The following is a 15,216-nucleotide window of genomic DNA, read 5'->3' on the forward strand; positions in this document are numbered from 1 at the left end:
TTTCGGATTTTTTTGCATTGCGATGACTGAAAAATTAAACCACGGAAAAGTCATGCATCTGGCGGCCGCCAATCTGGCCGCGCGCCGAGGAGAAGACCTGATCTTCGAGGGCGTATCCTTTCGCCTGGAATCTGGCGAAGCACTGGTTCTGACAGGCAAAAATGGATCCGGAAAGTCCACTTTGCTGCGCGTGGTTGCCGGTCTACTGCATCAGGAAAGAGGCTCGGTGAGCTTCACCGATGCGCAGGGCAACACTCTCCGCCGGGTCGGCGAAATCAGTCACTATCTAGGCCATCGCAATGCAATGAAGAGCGAACTGACGGTCGCCGAAAACCTCGATTTCTGGCGCCGCTTTCTTGGACAAACGCACACTGCCGTTTCCATAGATGAGGCCGCCGAGGCGGTTGGGCTTGGAGGGATCACGCACCTCCCCTTCGGCTACCTCTCGGCCGGCCAGCAACGCCGCTTTGCTTTTGCCAAGCTGCTTATCACCTACCGACCGGTATGGATCCTTGACGAACCGACCGCAGCGCTGGACGCAAGCGGCGACCACCTCTTTGCCGAACTTGTCGAGGCCCATCGCCGCAAGGGCGGGATCGTGCTTGCAGCAACCCACCAGCCCCTTGGTCTGGCCGAGGCACAGGAATTGCGGATGGCGGGATTTTCCCATTCCGGACCGGGAGTATGGGAATGACCGCACTTCTGTTGCGCGATCTCAGACTCTCGATCCGCGCGGGCGGCGGCGCGCTGATCGGCGTCCTCTTCTTCCTGACCGTCGTCGCAGTCATCCCCTTCGGCGTCGGGCCCGATCTGGCACTGCTGTCTCGCATTGGCCCGGCCATCGTCTGGATCGGCGCACTGCTTGCAGCTCTTCTCGGCCTTGACCGGCTGTTTCAGGCCGAGCGTGACGACGGCTCGCTCGATCTCATGTTGATGCAGGAGACCCCGCTTGTCCTGACGGTGCTGGTCAAGTGCCTGGCACACTGGGTCGCCACCAGCCTGCCGCTCGTCATCGCCTCACCGTTGCTCGGCCTTTTCATGAACATGAGCGAGACGGCGATCGGCGCGACGATGTTGACGCTGCTGGTCGGTTCGCCTGCTATTACTTTTATCGGCGCCGTCGGCGCGGCCGTTGCCGTCGCCCTGCCCCGCGGCGGCCTGCTCGTCTCAATCCTGGTGCTACCCCTGACCATCCCCGTGCTGATCTTTGGGGTTAGCGCTACTTATGCGGCCGTCGAGGAACCGTCGCCCTTCCTGCCGCCTTTCCTAATCCTCGTCGCACTCACGTTGTTCTTCGCCGTCATAGGTCCGGCGGCGGCGGCATTGGCGCTGCGCAACACATCGGATTGATGGAGCGCCCGATTGCGGCATAAGGTATATCGCGGTAAGGAAACGGCATGAGCGAAACGAGCCTTGCCATCACGAAATTCAGCGATCTCGCCAACCCCACGCGGTTTCTGGCGCTGGCTGCACGCATCCTTCCCTGGATGGCCGGTTTCACGGCCCTCTGTTTTATCATGGGGCTGTATCTCAGCTTCACGACCGAAGGCGACTACCAGCAAGGAGAAACGGTTCGCATCATGTATATCCACGTGCCGACCGCGTGGCTGGCGATGATGGGCTATACGATCATGAGTCTCTCAGCGATCGGCACGCTGGTCTGGCGCCACCCGCTGGCGGATGTATCGGCGAAGGCCGCCGCCCCACTCGGCGCCGCCTTCACGCTGATTGCCCTGGTGACAGGATCCTTATGGGGCAAGCCGATGTGGGGTACCTGGTGGGTCTGGGACGCAAGGCTAACATCCGTTTTCATCCTGTTCCTTATGTATCTCGGACTCATCGCCCTTAATCGCGCGATCGACGACCCTTCGAAGGCCGCCCGCGTCAGTGCCGTCCTCATCCTCGTTGGCTTCGTCAACATCCCGATTATCAAGTTCTCGGTCGACTGGTGGAACACCTTGCATCAGTCCGCGAGCGTTCTGCGCCTCGGCGGCCCCGCTATCGATCCGGAGTTTCTGCGGCCACTGCTGGTGATGGCGGTTGCATTCACCGCGCTCTTTTTCACGTTGCACATCATGGCCATGCGCAACGAAATCTGGCGTCGCCGCGTCGCGGCACAACGCCGCATGGCGGCCCGCCTAGCGAATCGCGAGGGATAGCCATGACACACACTTTCTATGTCTATGGCTCCTACGGCTTCGCCGCGCTTGTTACCGTGGCGGTCACCCTTTGGACCTGGGCAGACGGGCGCGCTCGCCGCAACGAACTTGCAGCCCTTGAGGCTTCCGGGATCCGCCGCCGCTCGACAAGAGCAAAGGATGGCGAATGAGTCCCGCGCCTGAAACGAGCCCCGCCAAGCGCCGATTCGGACGCTATGCCGTCGCCTTGATCCCTTTGGTGGTCTTTGCCGGCATCGCAGCGACCGCGGCCAAGATGCTTTACGATCAGGATGTCCACGGCAAAGATATCTCGGAAATCCCCTCGGCGCTCATCGGCACGAAAGCGCCGACGTTGAACCTGCCGCCGCTCGAAGGCGCCAACCGGCCGGCCATGACCGACAGTGCCATCAAGGGAAAACTGACGCTCGTCAACGTCTTTGCCTCGTGGTGCGTTCCTTGTCGAGAAGAGCATCCGATCTTGATGGAACTGGCAAAGGACAGCCGCCTCAACGTGGTTGCCATCAACTACAAGGATAAGAACGACAACGCGCTTCGCTTCCTCGGCGAACTCGGCAATCCCTTTGCCGCCATCGGTGTTGATCCCAAGGGACAGGCAGCCATCGATTGGGGTGTCTACGGCATCCCGGAAAGCTATCTCGTCGCTCCTGACGGCACGATCCTCTACAAGAGGGTCGGCCCGTTCGACGATATCAGTTTGAAGGAAGGTCTCTTCCCCGCCATGGAAAAGGCGCTCGGCAAGCCGGCTTCGTGATCAGATCGCGCTTTGCCAGGTCTTGATCGCATCGACCGGCCAGATCAGCATCAGCACGTTAAGCGTCAGGTTGTCGCGGATCAGGTAACCGGTCAAAAGCTCGAAGAAGATCGCGATGGCCACCGTCAACGCAACCGGGGCCCGCGAGGCGAACACAAAGCCTACCATCATGAACACCGTGTCCATCAACGAATTGATGATGCTGTCGCCGTAATAATCGAGCGAGATCGTTACCGAACGATAGCGATCGATGATGATTGGCGAATTCTCCAGCAGCTCCCATCCGGACTCGATGACCAGCGCCAGCAGCAGGCGGGCCGCCAACGGTTTTCCGCGCAGCACGAGATGGGTCACGCCATAAAAGATAAACCCATGAATGATATGCGAGGGCGTGTACCAGTCCGACAGGTGCTGGGAATTGCCGCTGGATTTGACGACACCTTCCCACAGTTTGACATAGCCGCAGGTGCAGATCGGCGTGCGGCCCATCAGATATTCGACGACCACCTGCGCCAAAAGAACAAGTAGGCAGGCAACAAACCAGAACGTCTGATGCCGAACCCTGGTCTGCGTCTCTGCGACTGTCACTTCTCAGCCTCTCCAGCCGGCGTCACCGTGTGCTTCATGATGAGGGGCATCTGCGCCATCGTGAAGATGATGGTGATCGGCATGGTGCCCCAAACCTTGAAGGCAACCCAGAAATCATCGGAGAAATTGCGCCAGACGACCTCGTTTAACACAGCGAGGAAGAGGAAGAAGATGCCCCAGCGGATCGTCAGCTTGCGCCACCCCTCGGCGTCAAGCTGAAAGGCCGCGTTGAAGACGTAGCCGAGCAACGATTTGCCGAAAGCGAGACCCCCAAGCAGCGCAACACCGAAAAGCGCGTTGACGATGGTCGGCTTCATCTTGATGAAGGTCTCATTCTGCAGGTAGATCGACAGCGATCCGAAGATCACGACCACGATACCCGACACGAAGGGCATGATTGGAAGATGCCCGAGTACGACCTTCGAAACGACCAGCGAGAGCACCGTCGCCGCCATGAAGAGGGCCGTTGCGACGAACAGTGGCCCGCCAAGCTCCGAAAGGGCCGGAAACCGCTCGACCAGCCATGCGCCGCGCAGGTTGGCGAAGAAGAAGATCAGCAGCGGGCCAAGCTCCAGCGCCAACTTCAGCATCGGGTGATGCCGGTCGGCCGCGCTTGGGGTGATATCGCTCTCTGTCGTCATTCTATCTCAAATCCGTTTGTGCCACACGAGACGCTTGCCTGTGCTTGTCGGCATATCTGTGGCATTATTGGCCGAGCCCGGCAATGGCGTGCGCGAAATCCTCGGCCTCGAAAGGTTCGAGATCTTCGACGCCTTCGCCGACGCCGATGAAATAGACCGGCAGCTTGTGCTTGGCGGAGATCGCCACCAGGATGCCACCCCGCGCCGTGCCGTCGAGCTTCGTCATGATCAGGCCGTTGACACCGGCGACGTTGCGGAAGATCTCCACCTGCGACAGGGCGTTCTGCCCCGTCGTCGCATCGAGCGTTTGCAGCACCGTATGCGGCGCATCCGGATCGAGCTTGCCAAGAACACGAACGATCTTCTCGAGTTCGGCCATCAGCTCCGCCTTGTTCTGCAGGCGACCGGCCGTATCGATGATCAACACATCGCACTTTTTCGCCTTGGCCTGCTCGAATGCATCATAGGCGAGACCCGCCGCATCTGCACCGAGCTTGGTACCGATGAACTGCGAGTTGGTGCGTTCGGCCCAGATTTTCAGCTGCTCGATGGCAGCGGCGCGGAATGTATCGCCAGCAGCCACCATCACCTTTAGGCCGGCGCCAGACAGCTTCGCCGCTAACTTGCCGATCGTCGTCGTCTTGCCGGTTCCGTTGACGCCGACGACGAGGATGACGTGCGGCTTATGGCTGAGATCGAGCTGCAACGGCTTGGCAACTGGCTTCAGCACCTTGGCGATCTCGCTTGCCATGATGCGGCTGACATCTTCGCCCGTCACGTCCTTGCCATAGCGCTCAGAGGCTAGCGTATCGGTGACCCGCATTGCCGTTTCGACGCCAAGATCCGCTTGGATCAGCAGATCCTCGAGATCCTGCAGCGTATCGTCGTCGAGCTTGCGTTTGGTGAAGAGGGCGGCAATCTGACCGGTGAGCTGCGACGAGGTGCGGGCAAGGCCGGCGCGTAGGCGCTGGAACCATGAGAGTTTTAGCGCTGGCACCAGAGACGCGGCCTCGGAAGCCGCGGGGCCGGTGGCGAATCCCTTCGGAAGGACCGGAGCGGCGGGGGTGTCGCTCGAGACGTCGTCGTGCTCCGCCGGTGAAGGTATTTCTTGCTCGGCCTGAGAGGCCCGATCGGTCAGGGGCTGCTGCTCCGCATCGGCTTCCGCTGCAAGCTCTGCAGCCGATATCACTTCGGTTTCGGCATCGGATGCTGCTTCCGAGACTTCTTCCTCTGCCTGTTCGCCGACTTCCGGCGGCAGGACGGGAATCGTCTCTCCCAGCGCGCTTTCAGAAAGAGTATCGACCTCGGCTTCCGCTTCAAGCGGAGAGAGCGGCACCACGCCTACATTGCTCGTCTGCACCTCAGAGGGCACGATCTCTGAAACGTCGTCCTCATTAGCGAGCGCTTCGGCCCGCTCGGCAAGCTCCTCAAGGGTATCTTGGCCTACGTCATCGGCGGGACCGCCAGCAGTATCCATCTCCTCTGCCAGAACCGGGTCGGCGGCAACAGGAAGGTTCTCTTCGCGCGAACGTGGCTCCAGCTCCGATTCGAGCGCCTTTGTCTCGTCCGGCTCCGGCGCCCGCTCCTCCTCAGGCTTCGGGCCGAAGGTGAAGACCTTTTTGATGAAATTGAACGCCATGAGGATTCCGTAAATTCAGGCCGCGTCGGCGGCCGTCAATTGCATGTCGAGGTGTTTGCCGTTGTGCCCGGTAATAATCGCCTGCACGAAGCTGCGAGGTGCCAGACCCACCGCCGCGACAAGCGTGAAATTCTCCGTATGCGCCAAACCGTTGTTTTCCACCAGCAGCCATTGCTGCGTTCCGACCATCCCGTCGAGATGGGACTGATGTAGGCGATGTCCAGTGGCGCGGAGTCGCGCCGCCCGTTCCTTGACCAGCACACGATCGAGCTGCGGCATGCGCGCGGCAGGCGTTCCCGGTCGCGGGCTATAGGGAAAGACGTGGAGATGGGCGATATTGGCCTCTTCCGCCAGGCGTACTGCATTGGCGAACATCGCTTCGCTCTCGGTCGGAAAGCCGGCGATCATGTCAGCACCGAAGCTCATCTCCGGTCGCAGGCGACGCACGTCGTTGACGAAAGCCAAGGCATCCGCGCTCGAGTGGCGGCGCTTCATCCGCTTCAAGATCATGTCGTCGCCATGCTGAAGCGAAAGATGAAGATGCGACATGAACCGGACCTCATCAGCGATCAGATCGAGCAGATGTTTGTCCGCCTCGATGCTATCGATCGATGAAAGCCTCAGGCGGCGAATATCGGGCACCTGTTTCAGAAGCGTCTTCGCAAGCAACCCGAGCGTCGGCTCACCGGGCAGGTCGGCGCCATAGCTGGTTGCGTCGACTCCGGTCAGCACAATCTCCCGGTAGCCGCTTTCGACGAGCTTGCGCGCCTGGTCAACGACCGCCCCCATCGGCACGGAGCGCGAATTGCCACGGCCATAGGGAATGATGCAGAAAGTGCAACGGTGGTCGCAACCATTCTGGACTTGGATGAAAGCCCGCACATGACCATCGATGTGCTTGACCATCTGTGGCGCCGTCTGGCGCACGCTCATGATGTCGTTGACGCGCAGCTTCTCTTCCGCCGAAACTCCGAAATCCGGCAGAGCGCGATAGGAAGCGCTCTTCAGTTTCTCCTCGTTGCCGAGGACGGCATCGACCTCGGCCATGTCGGCGAAAGCCTTTTTTTCCGTCTGGGCCGCACAACCGGTCACGATGATTCGGGCATGCGGATTGTCGCGCCGAGCACGTCGGATCGCCTGGCGAGCCTGCCGCACAGCTTCCCCGGTAACAGCACAGGTGTTCACGAGGATGGCATTGTTGAGCCCGGCCTTTTCGGCCTCCGTCCGCATCACTTCGGATTCGTACGTATTGAGACGACAGCCGAAAGTGATGACCTCGACGCCGCTCACCGTGCTTCCGCTCCATGCGCCGCATCGCGCGACCAAGCACCCGTCGACGGATCGAGCGTCCCTGACCATTCCCATTCGGCCGGACCCGTCATGATGACGTGCCCGTCGCGTTCACGCCATTCGATCGTCAGAACACCCTGGTTAGGGCTGCTTGCAACCTTCACCGCGACCTCGCGCCCGGTCCGTCGGGTGCGAGCGGCGGAAACGGCCGTCGCACAAGCGGCAGAACCGCAGGCTAGCGTCAATCCCGCGCCCCGCTCCCAGGTACGAGTCGTGATCGAACTTTGAGAAGTGACTTGAGCCAGTGTAATGTTGGCACGCTCGGGAAACATCGGATGGTTTTCAAGCAGCGGTCCAAAGCGGCCGAGATCGAATGACATCGGATCGCGGTCAACCCAGAAGATCGCATGCGGATTGCCCATCGACGCGACGGAGGGCGAATGCAGCACGGGATTGTCGATAGGCCCGATCTGCAGCTCGATGCGGCTGGTATCTTGGAACTCTTCGGCAAGCGGGATCTTGTCCCACTCGAAGACCGGCTTGCCCATATCGACGGAGATCGTCCCGTCCTCGTGCTCAATAGCATTCAGAATGCCTGCCACCGTCTGAAAGGTATACACTTTCTTTCCGGTTTCGGAAGCAAGCGCCTGTACGACACAGCGCGTGCCGTTGCCGCAGGCCTGCGCCTTCGAGCCGTCCGAATTGAGGATATCGATCCAGGCATCAGTACCCGCCGCCTTCGGGTCGTGAATCGCCATGATCTGGTCGAACTGCGTATCCGGCCCGGCATTCAACGCGATCGCAGCGGCAGGCGTCACTCTGTCGCCACGGCCGCGCATATCAACGACCAGGATCTTGTTGCCAAGCCCGTTCATCTTCGCGAATTCGACCGTTGCGCTCATAGGTATCATGTCCGTCTCTGTCTGCGTTGTATATGGCGGAAATGCCGAGGAATTACCAGTGGCTTGACGGACCCGAGCACTGCGACACATTCATGGAGAGCCATTCCGAAGCCTCAAGTGATCGCAACTATCTGGCGCTTTTCTTCGCTTGGAGGCATTCTTTGGTCTCGGATGCGTGCTTTTGGCAGGGAGGATCGCCGATGCGCTGCTTCACCGTACTTGGGCCCTCGCAGACGGGCAAAACGACACTCGTCGCAAAGCTGGCCTCGCTCGAGGGAATGCCCAGAAAGTCAGCCTCTCCATACGGAACAAGCCTCACAGAGTTCGATTTCAAGAACGAATCATGGTGTGCAATCGATACGCCCGGGGCAAACGAGGCTCTCGCCCTCGCCCAGGATGCCCTGCTCGCTAGCGACGCCTGTATTCTTTGCATTTCGCCGACACCTGACGATGCCGTGTTGACCGCGCCCTACCTGCGCGCAATCGAGGCCTCGGGCACACCTTGCCTGGTCTTCATCAACAGGATAGACGAGCCGCGCGGCCGATTGCGCGACGTCATCGCCGCTCTTCAGACCTATTCCAACCATCCCCTTGTCCTGCGGCAGGTCCCGATCCGCGAGGGCGACACGATTGTCGGCAGCTGCGACCTCATTTCCGAACGCGCTTGGCGCTACCGGGAGGGGCAGCCCTCGGCACTCATCGAACTGCCGCCGGATACCATCGAGCGCGAGCACGAGGCGCGGTCAGAGATGCTGGAGCAGCTTTCGGAGTTCGACGACTGGCTGCTGGAGGAGCTAATCGAGGACCGCGAACCAGCAAGTGATACAATATTTGCAATCTCCTCACGCATTCTTAAAGAAAATCGAGTCATCCCCGTGCTGTTCGGTGCCGCCTCGCACAGCAACGGCATCATGCGCCTAATGAAGGCCCTTCGCCACGAGGCGCCACCGGCAGCAGCGCTGCGGAAGAGGCTCGCTGGAAGTTCCGCCGCACAGGAGACGGCAATTTCCGCCGCGAGTTTCCACGCCTACCACAGGGCCAACGTCGGCAAGACAGTGCTCATACGCGCGTTTGCAGATGGCTTGAAGCAGGGTGCCTCCCTCGGCGGCGGTACTCTGGGTCCCTTGCAGGAGGCCGGCAGCGGAAAACCAATCGGCGGCACTGTGCAGGCAGGGAGTGTGTTTGCCGCTCTGAAATCGGATCATCTGCCCGCACCCGCCCTGCTGACGCAGTCGGCCAGCGTCGGCCCCCCAGACTGGACTACACCGCCGACACCGATGCTGGAGAGAATTCTCATTCCCGGCAGTGAGCGTGACGAAACCAAGCTCTCGGCAACACTGGCGAAACTGGCGGAAACCGATCGCGGCCTGAAGGTGATGCAGGAGGAAGGCACCGGTGCAGCATTGATCTGCGCTCAGGGACCGGTCCATCTGCGCGATCTACGAAAGACGCTGTTGGAGGTCTTTCGGGTAGAGGTGTCCGAACGGGCACCAAACCCCGTCTACCGGGAAACCATTTCCAAGCCCTCGGACGTGAGATACCGGCACCGCAAGCAAACGGGCGGAGCCGGCCAATTCGCCGATGTGCAGCTTAGCGTCCGACCGAACGAGCGCGGCCAGGGCTTCACGTTCGGCGAAAGCGTCAAGGGCGGTACCGTGCCGCGAAACTATATACCGGCCGTCGAGGCCGGTGCCCGCGAAGCTATGGAAAAGGGGCCGCTCGGCTTCCAGGTCATCGACGTAGATGTGACATTAACAGACGGCCAGTATCACTCGGTCGACAGCTCCGATTTCGCCTTCCGTGCGGCGGGAAAGATGGGTGTCAAGCAGGCACTGTCGCAGGCATCCGCCGTTCTCATGCAGCCTGTCATCAGGGTCGATATCCACATCCCCTCGGTCTATTCCGGCGGCATGGTGACGCTCGTCTCCTCGCTCAAAGGACAGGTGCTCGGCTTCGACCGAGACGAGAATGCGAAGGGTTGGGACGTGTTCCGAGCACTAGTACCGGGCGGTGTACTGGAAGAGTTGGCACGGTCCCTGAAATCCGCGACCCAGGGCATCGGCCATTTCTCGAAGACGTTCGATCATTTCGAGGAGCTTTACGGCAAGGAGGCCGACACCATCATCAATACGCATGGTTCAGGGGCTCAGTCGCACTGATTCTCATGCGACCGGCACGTCAAAGACCTCGCCCGCCCTGAGCGGCCGAAACCGCTCAGGTGAGACGCTGTGATCGGCCATGGCTGCCTTCAGTGCCTTGACCGGCGCATCGATCGCCTCGTCCGTCAGCTGGAACGTGGCGAAGTGGTGCCCGGCAACATAGGCGGCGTTGGCAAGCTGCATTCCCATCACCGCTTCTTGAGGGTTCTGATGCTGACCCTTCATGAACCAGCGCGGTTCATAGGCTCCGAACGGCAGGACGGCGAGGCGAAAGGCGCCATGCTTCTGTTGAGCGGCCTTGTAGTTGACGCCGCCGTGAAAGCCGGTATCCCCGACATGATAGATCTTCCCTGCCGGTGTCGACAGGACGAAGGCCGCCCATAGCGCCATGCGCCGATCCCCGGTACCGCGCGCCGACCAATGATGGGCAGGCTCGGCGTCGATCCTGATGCCGGCAAAAGGAATGCGCTCGCCCCAATCCAGCGCCGTAACCTGAATGGTAGGAACGGCGCGACGAATGATCGTATCGTTGCCAAGCGGCGTTACGACATGCGGCCGATGTCTTTCCTGTAACCGCTTGAGTGTCGTGATATCGAGGTGATCGTAATGGTTATGCGAAACGAGCACGAGATCGATCGGCGGCAGGTCGTCAAACGCGATCCCGGGCGCCACAACGCGCTTGGGTCCGGCGAAGGCAAAGGGGCTGGCGCGGTCAGACCAGACGGGATCAGTCAGGATATTGAGCCCCGCGACCTGCACCAGCATCGTCGCATGGCCGACCATGGTCACCCGTAGAGCCTCGCCATCCACGCGCGCATCTGGCTTGGCTCGTACATAGGGACTCGGAACCAACCTCGGCCAGCGATCTCGGCCGCCGCCGAACTGCCATCGCATCAAGTCTCGAAAGCCGAGAGGCTCGATACCATCCGGATTGAAAAAATACGTGCCATCAAAATGATCGGAGACAGGCCCTTGATAGTAGGGATTGCGTCGCTGGCCAGTGGGCATACAGAAATATTCCGTTTGAACGAAAAACAGATCTGGGATTGGGCGCGTGCTTTTGAAAGATCCAAAGGCAGTCTTTTCTCGGCTTTCCCTTGACTCTCGGCCCGTTTTCCTGTTTACCGCCGCTCAATCTGCGACGAGCTTCAAGACTCGAGCCACCGACTGGGACCCGCAAAGGTATAAAGAGATCCCGGAGGTCCACACCCGACAGCGCGATGCGCCCTCGGGTGCTTTTTGGCTTTGCGTCTTGTTTTCGTCAAGGAAAAGCACAAGGTTTCCGCCATCGCGGAAATCACAAGGAAGAGCCGATGTTTGAAAACCTCCAGGACCGTCTTGGATCCATTCTGAATGGACTGACAGGCCGTGGCGCACTTTCGGAAAGCGATGTTTCCGCAGCGCTGCGCGAGGTGCGCCGCGCGTTGCTGGAGGCAGACGTGGCGCTCGATGTCGTGCGCTCCTTCACCGATCGTGTCCGCGAAAAAGCCGTCGGTGCTGAAATCCTGAAGTCGATCAAGCCAGGCCAGATGGTCGTCAAGATCGTCCACGACGAGCTGATCGAGATGCTCGGCGGCGAAGGTGTCGGCGTCGATCTGCATGCCGTAGCCCCCGTCGTCATCATGATGGTCGGCCTGCAGGGCTCCGGCAAGACGACGACCACGGCGAAGATCGCCAAGCGGCTCGCCGACCGCGAGAAGAAGAAGGTGCTGATGGCGTCGCTCGATACGCGCCGTCCGGCAGCACAAGAGCAGCTTCGCCAGCTCGGCGTACAGACTGGTGTCGACACGCTTCCCGTGATCTCAGGCCAGTCGCCGACCGACATTGCCGCCCGCGCGGTGCAGGCAGCAAAACTTGGCGGCCACGATGTCGTCATTCTCGACACCGCCGGCCGCACGCATATCGATGAACCCTTGATGGTCGAAATGGCCGACATCAAGAAGAAGTCGAACCCGCATGAAATCCTGCTGGTCGCGGATTCACTGACTGGTCAGGACGCCGTCAATCTTGCCCGCAACTTCGATGAACGCGTCGGCATCACCGGTCTCGTGCTGACCCGCATGGACGGCGACGGCCGGGGCGGTGCGGCGCTCTCGATGCGAGCCGTAACCGGCAAGCCGATCAAGCTCATCGGTGTCGGTGAGCGCATGGGCGAGCTTGAGGAGTTCCATCCTCGCCGTATCGCTGACCGCATCCTCGGCATGGGCGACATCGTTTCGCTGGTCGAGCGCGCCGCCGAAAATATCGACGCCGAAAAGGCGGCGGCCATGGCCGCCAAGATGGCCAAGGGCAAGTTTGACCTGAACGACCTCGCCGACCAGCTGCGCCAGATGCAGAAGATGGGCGGCATGGGCGGTATCATGAGCATGATGCCCGGCATGGCAGGCATGAAAGACAAGATGGCTTCGGCCGGTCTCAGCGACAGTCTCTTCGGTCGCCAGCTCGCCATCATCTCCTCGATGACCAAGGCCGAGCGCGCCAACCCCGATATTCTCAAGCACTCCCGCAAGAAGCGCATCGCCGCCGGCTCCGGCACCGATGCCGCCGACATCAACAAGCTTCTGAAGATGCATCGCCAGATGGCGGACATGATGAAGATGATTGGCGGCAAGGGCAAGGGCGGCCTGATGAAGCAGATGATGGGCGGCCTTGCCGGCAAGATGGGCTTTGGTGGCCTCGGCGCTGGCATGCCCGATCTTTCGAATATCGATCCCAAGCAACTCGAAGCGCTCCAAAAGCAGGCTGAAGCTGCTGGTCTTGGAAAGCCGGGCGGCGGCCTACCTGGTCTCGGCGGCATGTCCGGTGGTTTGCCAGGTCTCGGCGGCGCAAAGCTGCCGGGCCTTGGTGGTGGTTTCCCGGGGCTTCCCGGCTTGCCTAAGAAGAAGTGAAGGGTCGCATGAACGATGATTGATCCTGAAATCAAAGCCCGACTTTCGAACTATCGCCAGTCGATCGACAACATCGATGCGGCGCTGGTCCACATCCTGGCCGAACGCTTCCGCTGCACCAAAGAGGTCGGCGTTCTCAAGGCCAAGTACAAGTTGCCGCCGGCCGATCCGGCGCGCGAAGAATACCAGATCGAACGCCTCCGCCGGCTGGCGAAGGATGCCAATCTGGATCCGGATTTCGCCGAGAAGTTCCTGAACTTCATCATCAAGGAAGTCATCCGGCATCATGAGCAGATCGCTGCCGACCACGCTGAAAACGGCGCCGCAGCAAAATGAACCGTACCGCCCAATCAGGCGGTCCAGAAAGTCCAAGGAGTAAAGAAAATGGCACTGAAAATTCGTCTCGCCCGCGGTGGTTCCAAGAAGCGCCCGTACTACCACATCGTTCTTGCCGACGCCCGTTCACCGCGTGATGGCCGCTTCCTCGAGAACCTCGGTTCCTGGAACCCTATGCTCGCCAAGGAGAACGACGCTCGCGTCACGTTGAACAACGACCGCATCAAGCACTGGCTCGAGCAGGGCGCACAGCCGACCGACCGCGTTCTTCGCTTCCTCAACGAGGCCGGCCTCGCAAAGCGCGACGCCAAGAACAACCCTGAAAAGGCAAAGCCGGGTAAGAAGGCTCAGGAGCGCGCTGCTGAAAAGGCTCAGAAGGCCGCCGACGCTGCTGCTTCCGCAGAATAATCGGTAACGTTCCTATCAAACGGGCGGCATGGCGACATGCCGCCCGTTTTCATTTCCAATCCGCCGCACTTCGTTTAAGAGAAGCCCAGATTTGCGGCTTCATGTGAAGGACGTCATGGCAAAGCTTGAAAATCCGGTTCTGATGGCAACGATCGGTGGCGCTCAAGGCCTGCGCGGAGAAGTGCGCGCCAAGGCCTACACCGCAGACCCGACAGCGCTTGGCGACTACGGCAACCTGCACAGCATGGACGGACGTACCTTCGAGATTCTCGACATCCGAGAAATGAAGAACGTCGTCGTCGTCCGCTTCCGCGGGATCAACGACCGCAATGCCGCCGAGGCGCTGAACGGACTGGAGCTCTACATCGAGCGCGAGAACCTGCCGGACGAGGAGCTGGAGGAGGATGAATTCTTCTATGCCGACCTCGAGGGGCTGGAGGCGCTCGACGACCAGGGCGTCAGCTACGGCACCATCACCGGTGTTTTCGATTTTGGCGCCGGCGATCTCCTGGAGTTGAAAGGTCCCGGCAAGCGTCCCGTTTTGATCCCCTTCTCCGAAGCCTCGGTTCTCGACATCGACCTTGAAAGCGGCAAGATCACGATCGATCCGTTGGCTGCCGGACTTGTCGATGACGAGGACGAAGGCCCGAAATTCGCACCTGAAAAGCCGAAAAAGAAGAAGTGAGGTGTCGATGGCGTTTCGTGCGACCGTGCTGACCCTCTACCCGGAGATGTTTCCGGGTCATCTCGGATACTCCCTGGCCGGGAAGGCGATGGAGCGTGGCCAATGGTCGCTCGATACCGTCCAGATCCGCGATTTTGCCACCGACAAGCACCGGACCGTCGACGATACGCCCGCCGGCGGCGGTGCCGGCATGGTCCTCAAGCCCGACGTGCTTGCCCGCGCCATCGACAGTGCTTCGCAGAATGATAGCCGTCCGCGCCTGCTGATGAGCCCGCGCGGCAAGCCGCTGACGCAGGAGCGGGTGCGCGAACTGGCGTCCGGCAATGGGATCATCATCGTTTGCGGTCGCTTCGAGGGTGTCGACCAGCGCGTTATTGATGCTCGCGAGTTGGAAGAAGTCTCGATCGGCGATTACGTGCTATCGGGCGGCGAACCGGCGGCACTGACGGTACTGGATGCGATCGTCCGCGTTCTGCCAGGCGTCATGGGCAATGATCTTTCCGGACAGCATGAGAGCTTCGAAGCCGGCCTTCTCGAGCATCCGCACTATACCCGGCCGCAGGAATGGGAGGGCCACAAGATTCCGGCGGTTCTCACATCCGGCAATCACGGTGCCATCGACGAATGGCGCCGCGAGCAGGCACTTGAGCTGACCCGGGCACGAAGACCAGACCTTTTGGAAGAATGAGAGATGGTCGGCAACCAGGCGGCCAAATTTAACGGCCGGGCAGACAATATTTCCGGCCCAA

17 protein-coding genes are annotated in these 15,216 nt (G+C 60.5%); 11 read left to right on the forward strand and 6 right to left on the reverse strand.

The features are described from left to right. Positions 1-52: 52 nt before the first annotated feature. The 5 genes from ccmA to BN77_RS02945 are packed head-to-tail and all read left to right on the forward strand — an operon-like array spanning position 53 to position 2,931. Positions 53-694 carry a heme ABC exporter ATP-binding protein CcmA gene (ccmA, locus tag BN77_RS02925; RefSeq protein ID WP_007528229.1) on the forward strand — a complete coding sequence of 214 codons (642 nt, stop codon included), beginning with the start codon at positions 53-55 and terminating at the stop codon, positions 692-694. Next, positions 691-1,350, forward strand: coding sequence for a heme exporter protein CcmB (gene ccmB / locus BN77_RS02930; RefSeq protein WP_007528230.1), 660 nt, complete (start codon positions 691-693; stop codon positions 1,348-1,350). The genes ccmA and ccmB overlap by 4 nt, the downstream gene beginning before the upstream one ends. Before the next feature lie 47 nt (positions 1,351-1,397). Next, positions 1,398-2,159 (forward strand): heme ABC transporter permease, encoded by a 762-nt coding sequence (locus tag BN77_RS02935; RefSeq protein ID WP_007528232.1) that lies wholly within the window; start codon positions 1,398-1,400, stop codon positions 2,157-2,159. Between the two features lie 2 nt (positions 2,160-2,161). Next, a complete protein-coding gene (gene ccmD, locus BN77_RS02940; RefSeq protein ID WP_007528234.1) occupies positions 2,162-2,329 on the forward strand; it encodes a heme exporter protein CcmD in 168 nt (55 codons plus the stop codon). After that, positions 2,326-2,931, forward strand: coding sequence for a DsbE family thiol:disulfide interchange protein (locus tag BN77_RS02945; RefSeq protein WP_007528236.1), 606 nt, complete (start codon positions 2,326-2,328; stop codon positions 2,929-2,931). The genes ccmD and BN77_RS02945 overlap by 4 nt, the downstream gene beginning before the upstream one ends. Here BN77_RS02945 and BN77_RS02950 read toward each other — a convergent pair whose 3' ends face one another. The 5 genes from BN77_RS02950 to dapF form a co-directional block, all read right to left on the reverse strand. Beyond that, positions 2,932-3,519, reverse strand: coding sequence for a DUF2585 domain-containing protein (locus BN77_RS02950; protein WP_007528238.1), 588 nt, complete (start codon positions 3,517-3,519; stop codon positions 2,932-2,934). Then, positions 3,516-4,160, reverse strand: coding sequence for a septation protein A (locus tag BN77_RS02955; protein WP_007528241.1), 645 nt, complete (start codon positions 4,158-4,160; stop codon positions 3,516-3,518). The genes BN77_RS02950 and BN77_RS02955 overlap by 4 nt, the downstream gene beginning before the upstream one ends. 64 nt (positions 4,161-4,224) lie before the next feature. Next, positions 4,225-5,799 carry a signal recognition particle-docking protein FtsY gene (ftsY, locus tag BN77_RS02960; RefSeq protein WP_007528243.1) on the reverse strand — a complete coding sequence of 525 codons (1,575 nt, stop codon included), beginning with the start codon at positions 5,797-5,799 and terminating at the stop codon, positions 4,225-4,227. A gap of 15 nt (positions 5,800-5,814) precedes the next feature. Further along, entirely contained in the window at positions 5,815-7,089 is a 1,275-nt protein-coding gene (mtaB, locus tag BN77_RS02965; RefSeq protein WP_007528245.1) for a tRNA (N(6)-L-threonylcarbamoyladenosine(37)-C(2))-methylthiotransferase MtaB, read from the reverse strand. Beyond that, positions 7,086-7,991 carry a diaminopimelate epimerase gene (gene dapF / locus BN77_RS02970; protein ID WP_007528247.1) on the reverse strand — a complete coding sequence of 302 codons (906 nt, stop codon included), beginning with the start codon at positions 7,989-7,991 and terminating at the stop codon, positions 7,086-7,088. The genes mtaB and dapF overlap by 4 nt, the downstream gene beginning before the upstream one ends. A 200-nt stretch (positions 7,992-8,191) precedes the next feature. Between dapF and BN77_RS02975 the strand changes: the two genes are divergently transcribed. Then, on the forward strand, positions 8,192-10,150 hold the full coding sequence (locus BN77_RS02975) for an elongation factor G (protein ID WP_007528249.1): 1,959 nt from the start codon (positions 8,192-8,194) through the stop codon (positions 10,148-10,150). A 3-nt stretch (positions 10,151-10,153) separates the two neighbouring features. Here the strand turns inward: BN77_RS02975 and BN77_RS02980 are convergent, their stop codons facing one another. Beyond that, positions 10,154-11,158 (reverse strand): MBL fold metallo-hydrolase, encoded by a 1,005-nt coding sequence (locus BN77_RS02980; protein WP_007528251.1) that lies wholly within the window; start codon positions 11,156-11,158, stop codon positions 10,154-10,156. 305 nt (positions 11,159-11,463) lie between these two features. On the opposite strand from BN77_RS02980, the gene ffh reads away from it, so the two are divergent. The 5 genes from ffh (at position 11,464) to trmD (ending at position 15,155) form a co-directional block, all read left to right on the forward strand. Next, complete coding sequence (gene ffh / locus BN77_RS02985; protein WP_007528252.1) at positions 11,464-13,038, forward strand: signal recognition particle protein; 1,575 nt, start codon at positions 11,464-11,466, stop codon at positions 13,036-13,038. Positions 13,039-13,053: 15 nt separating this feature from the next. Further along, entirely contained in the window at positions 13,054-13,374 is a 321-nt protein-coding gene (locus BN77_RS02990) for a chorismate mutase (protein WP_007528254.1), read from the forward strand. 48 nt (positions 13,375-13,422) lie between these two features. Beyond that, a complete protein-coding gene (rpsP, locus tag BN77_RS02995; protein ID WP_007528256.1) occupies positions 13,423-13,782 on the forward strand; it encodes a 30S ribosomal protein S16 in 360 nt (119 codons plus the stop codon). A 115-nt stretch (positions 13,783-13,897) separates the two neighbouring features. Further along, positions 13,898-14,467: a ribosome maturation factor RimM gene (gene rimM, locus BN77_RS03000; protein WP_040677538.1), complete on the forward strand. Its 570-nt coding sequence runs from the start codon at positions 13,898-13,900 to the stop codon at positions 14,465-14,467. A gap of 7 nt (positions 14,468-14,474) precedes the next feature. Then, positions 14,475-15,155, forward strand: coding sequence for a tRNA (guanosine(37)-N1)-methyltransferase TrmD (gene trmD, locus BN77_RS03005; protein WP_007528258.1), 681 nt, complete (start codon positions 14,475-14,477; stop codon positions 15,153-15,155). The last annotated feature ends 61 nt before the right edge of the window (positions 15,156-15,216 follow it).

The sequence above is a fragment of the Rhizobium mesoamericanum STM3625 genome (assembly GCF_000312665.1).
GTDB lineage: Bacteria > Pseudomonadota > Alphaproteobacteria > Rhizobiales > Rhizobiaceae > Rhizobium > Rhizobium mesoamericanum.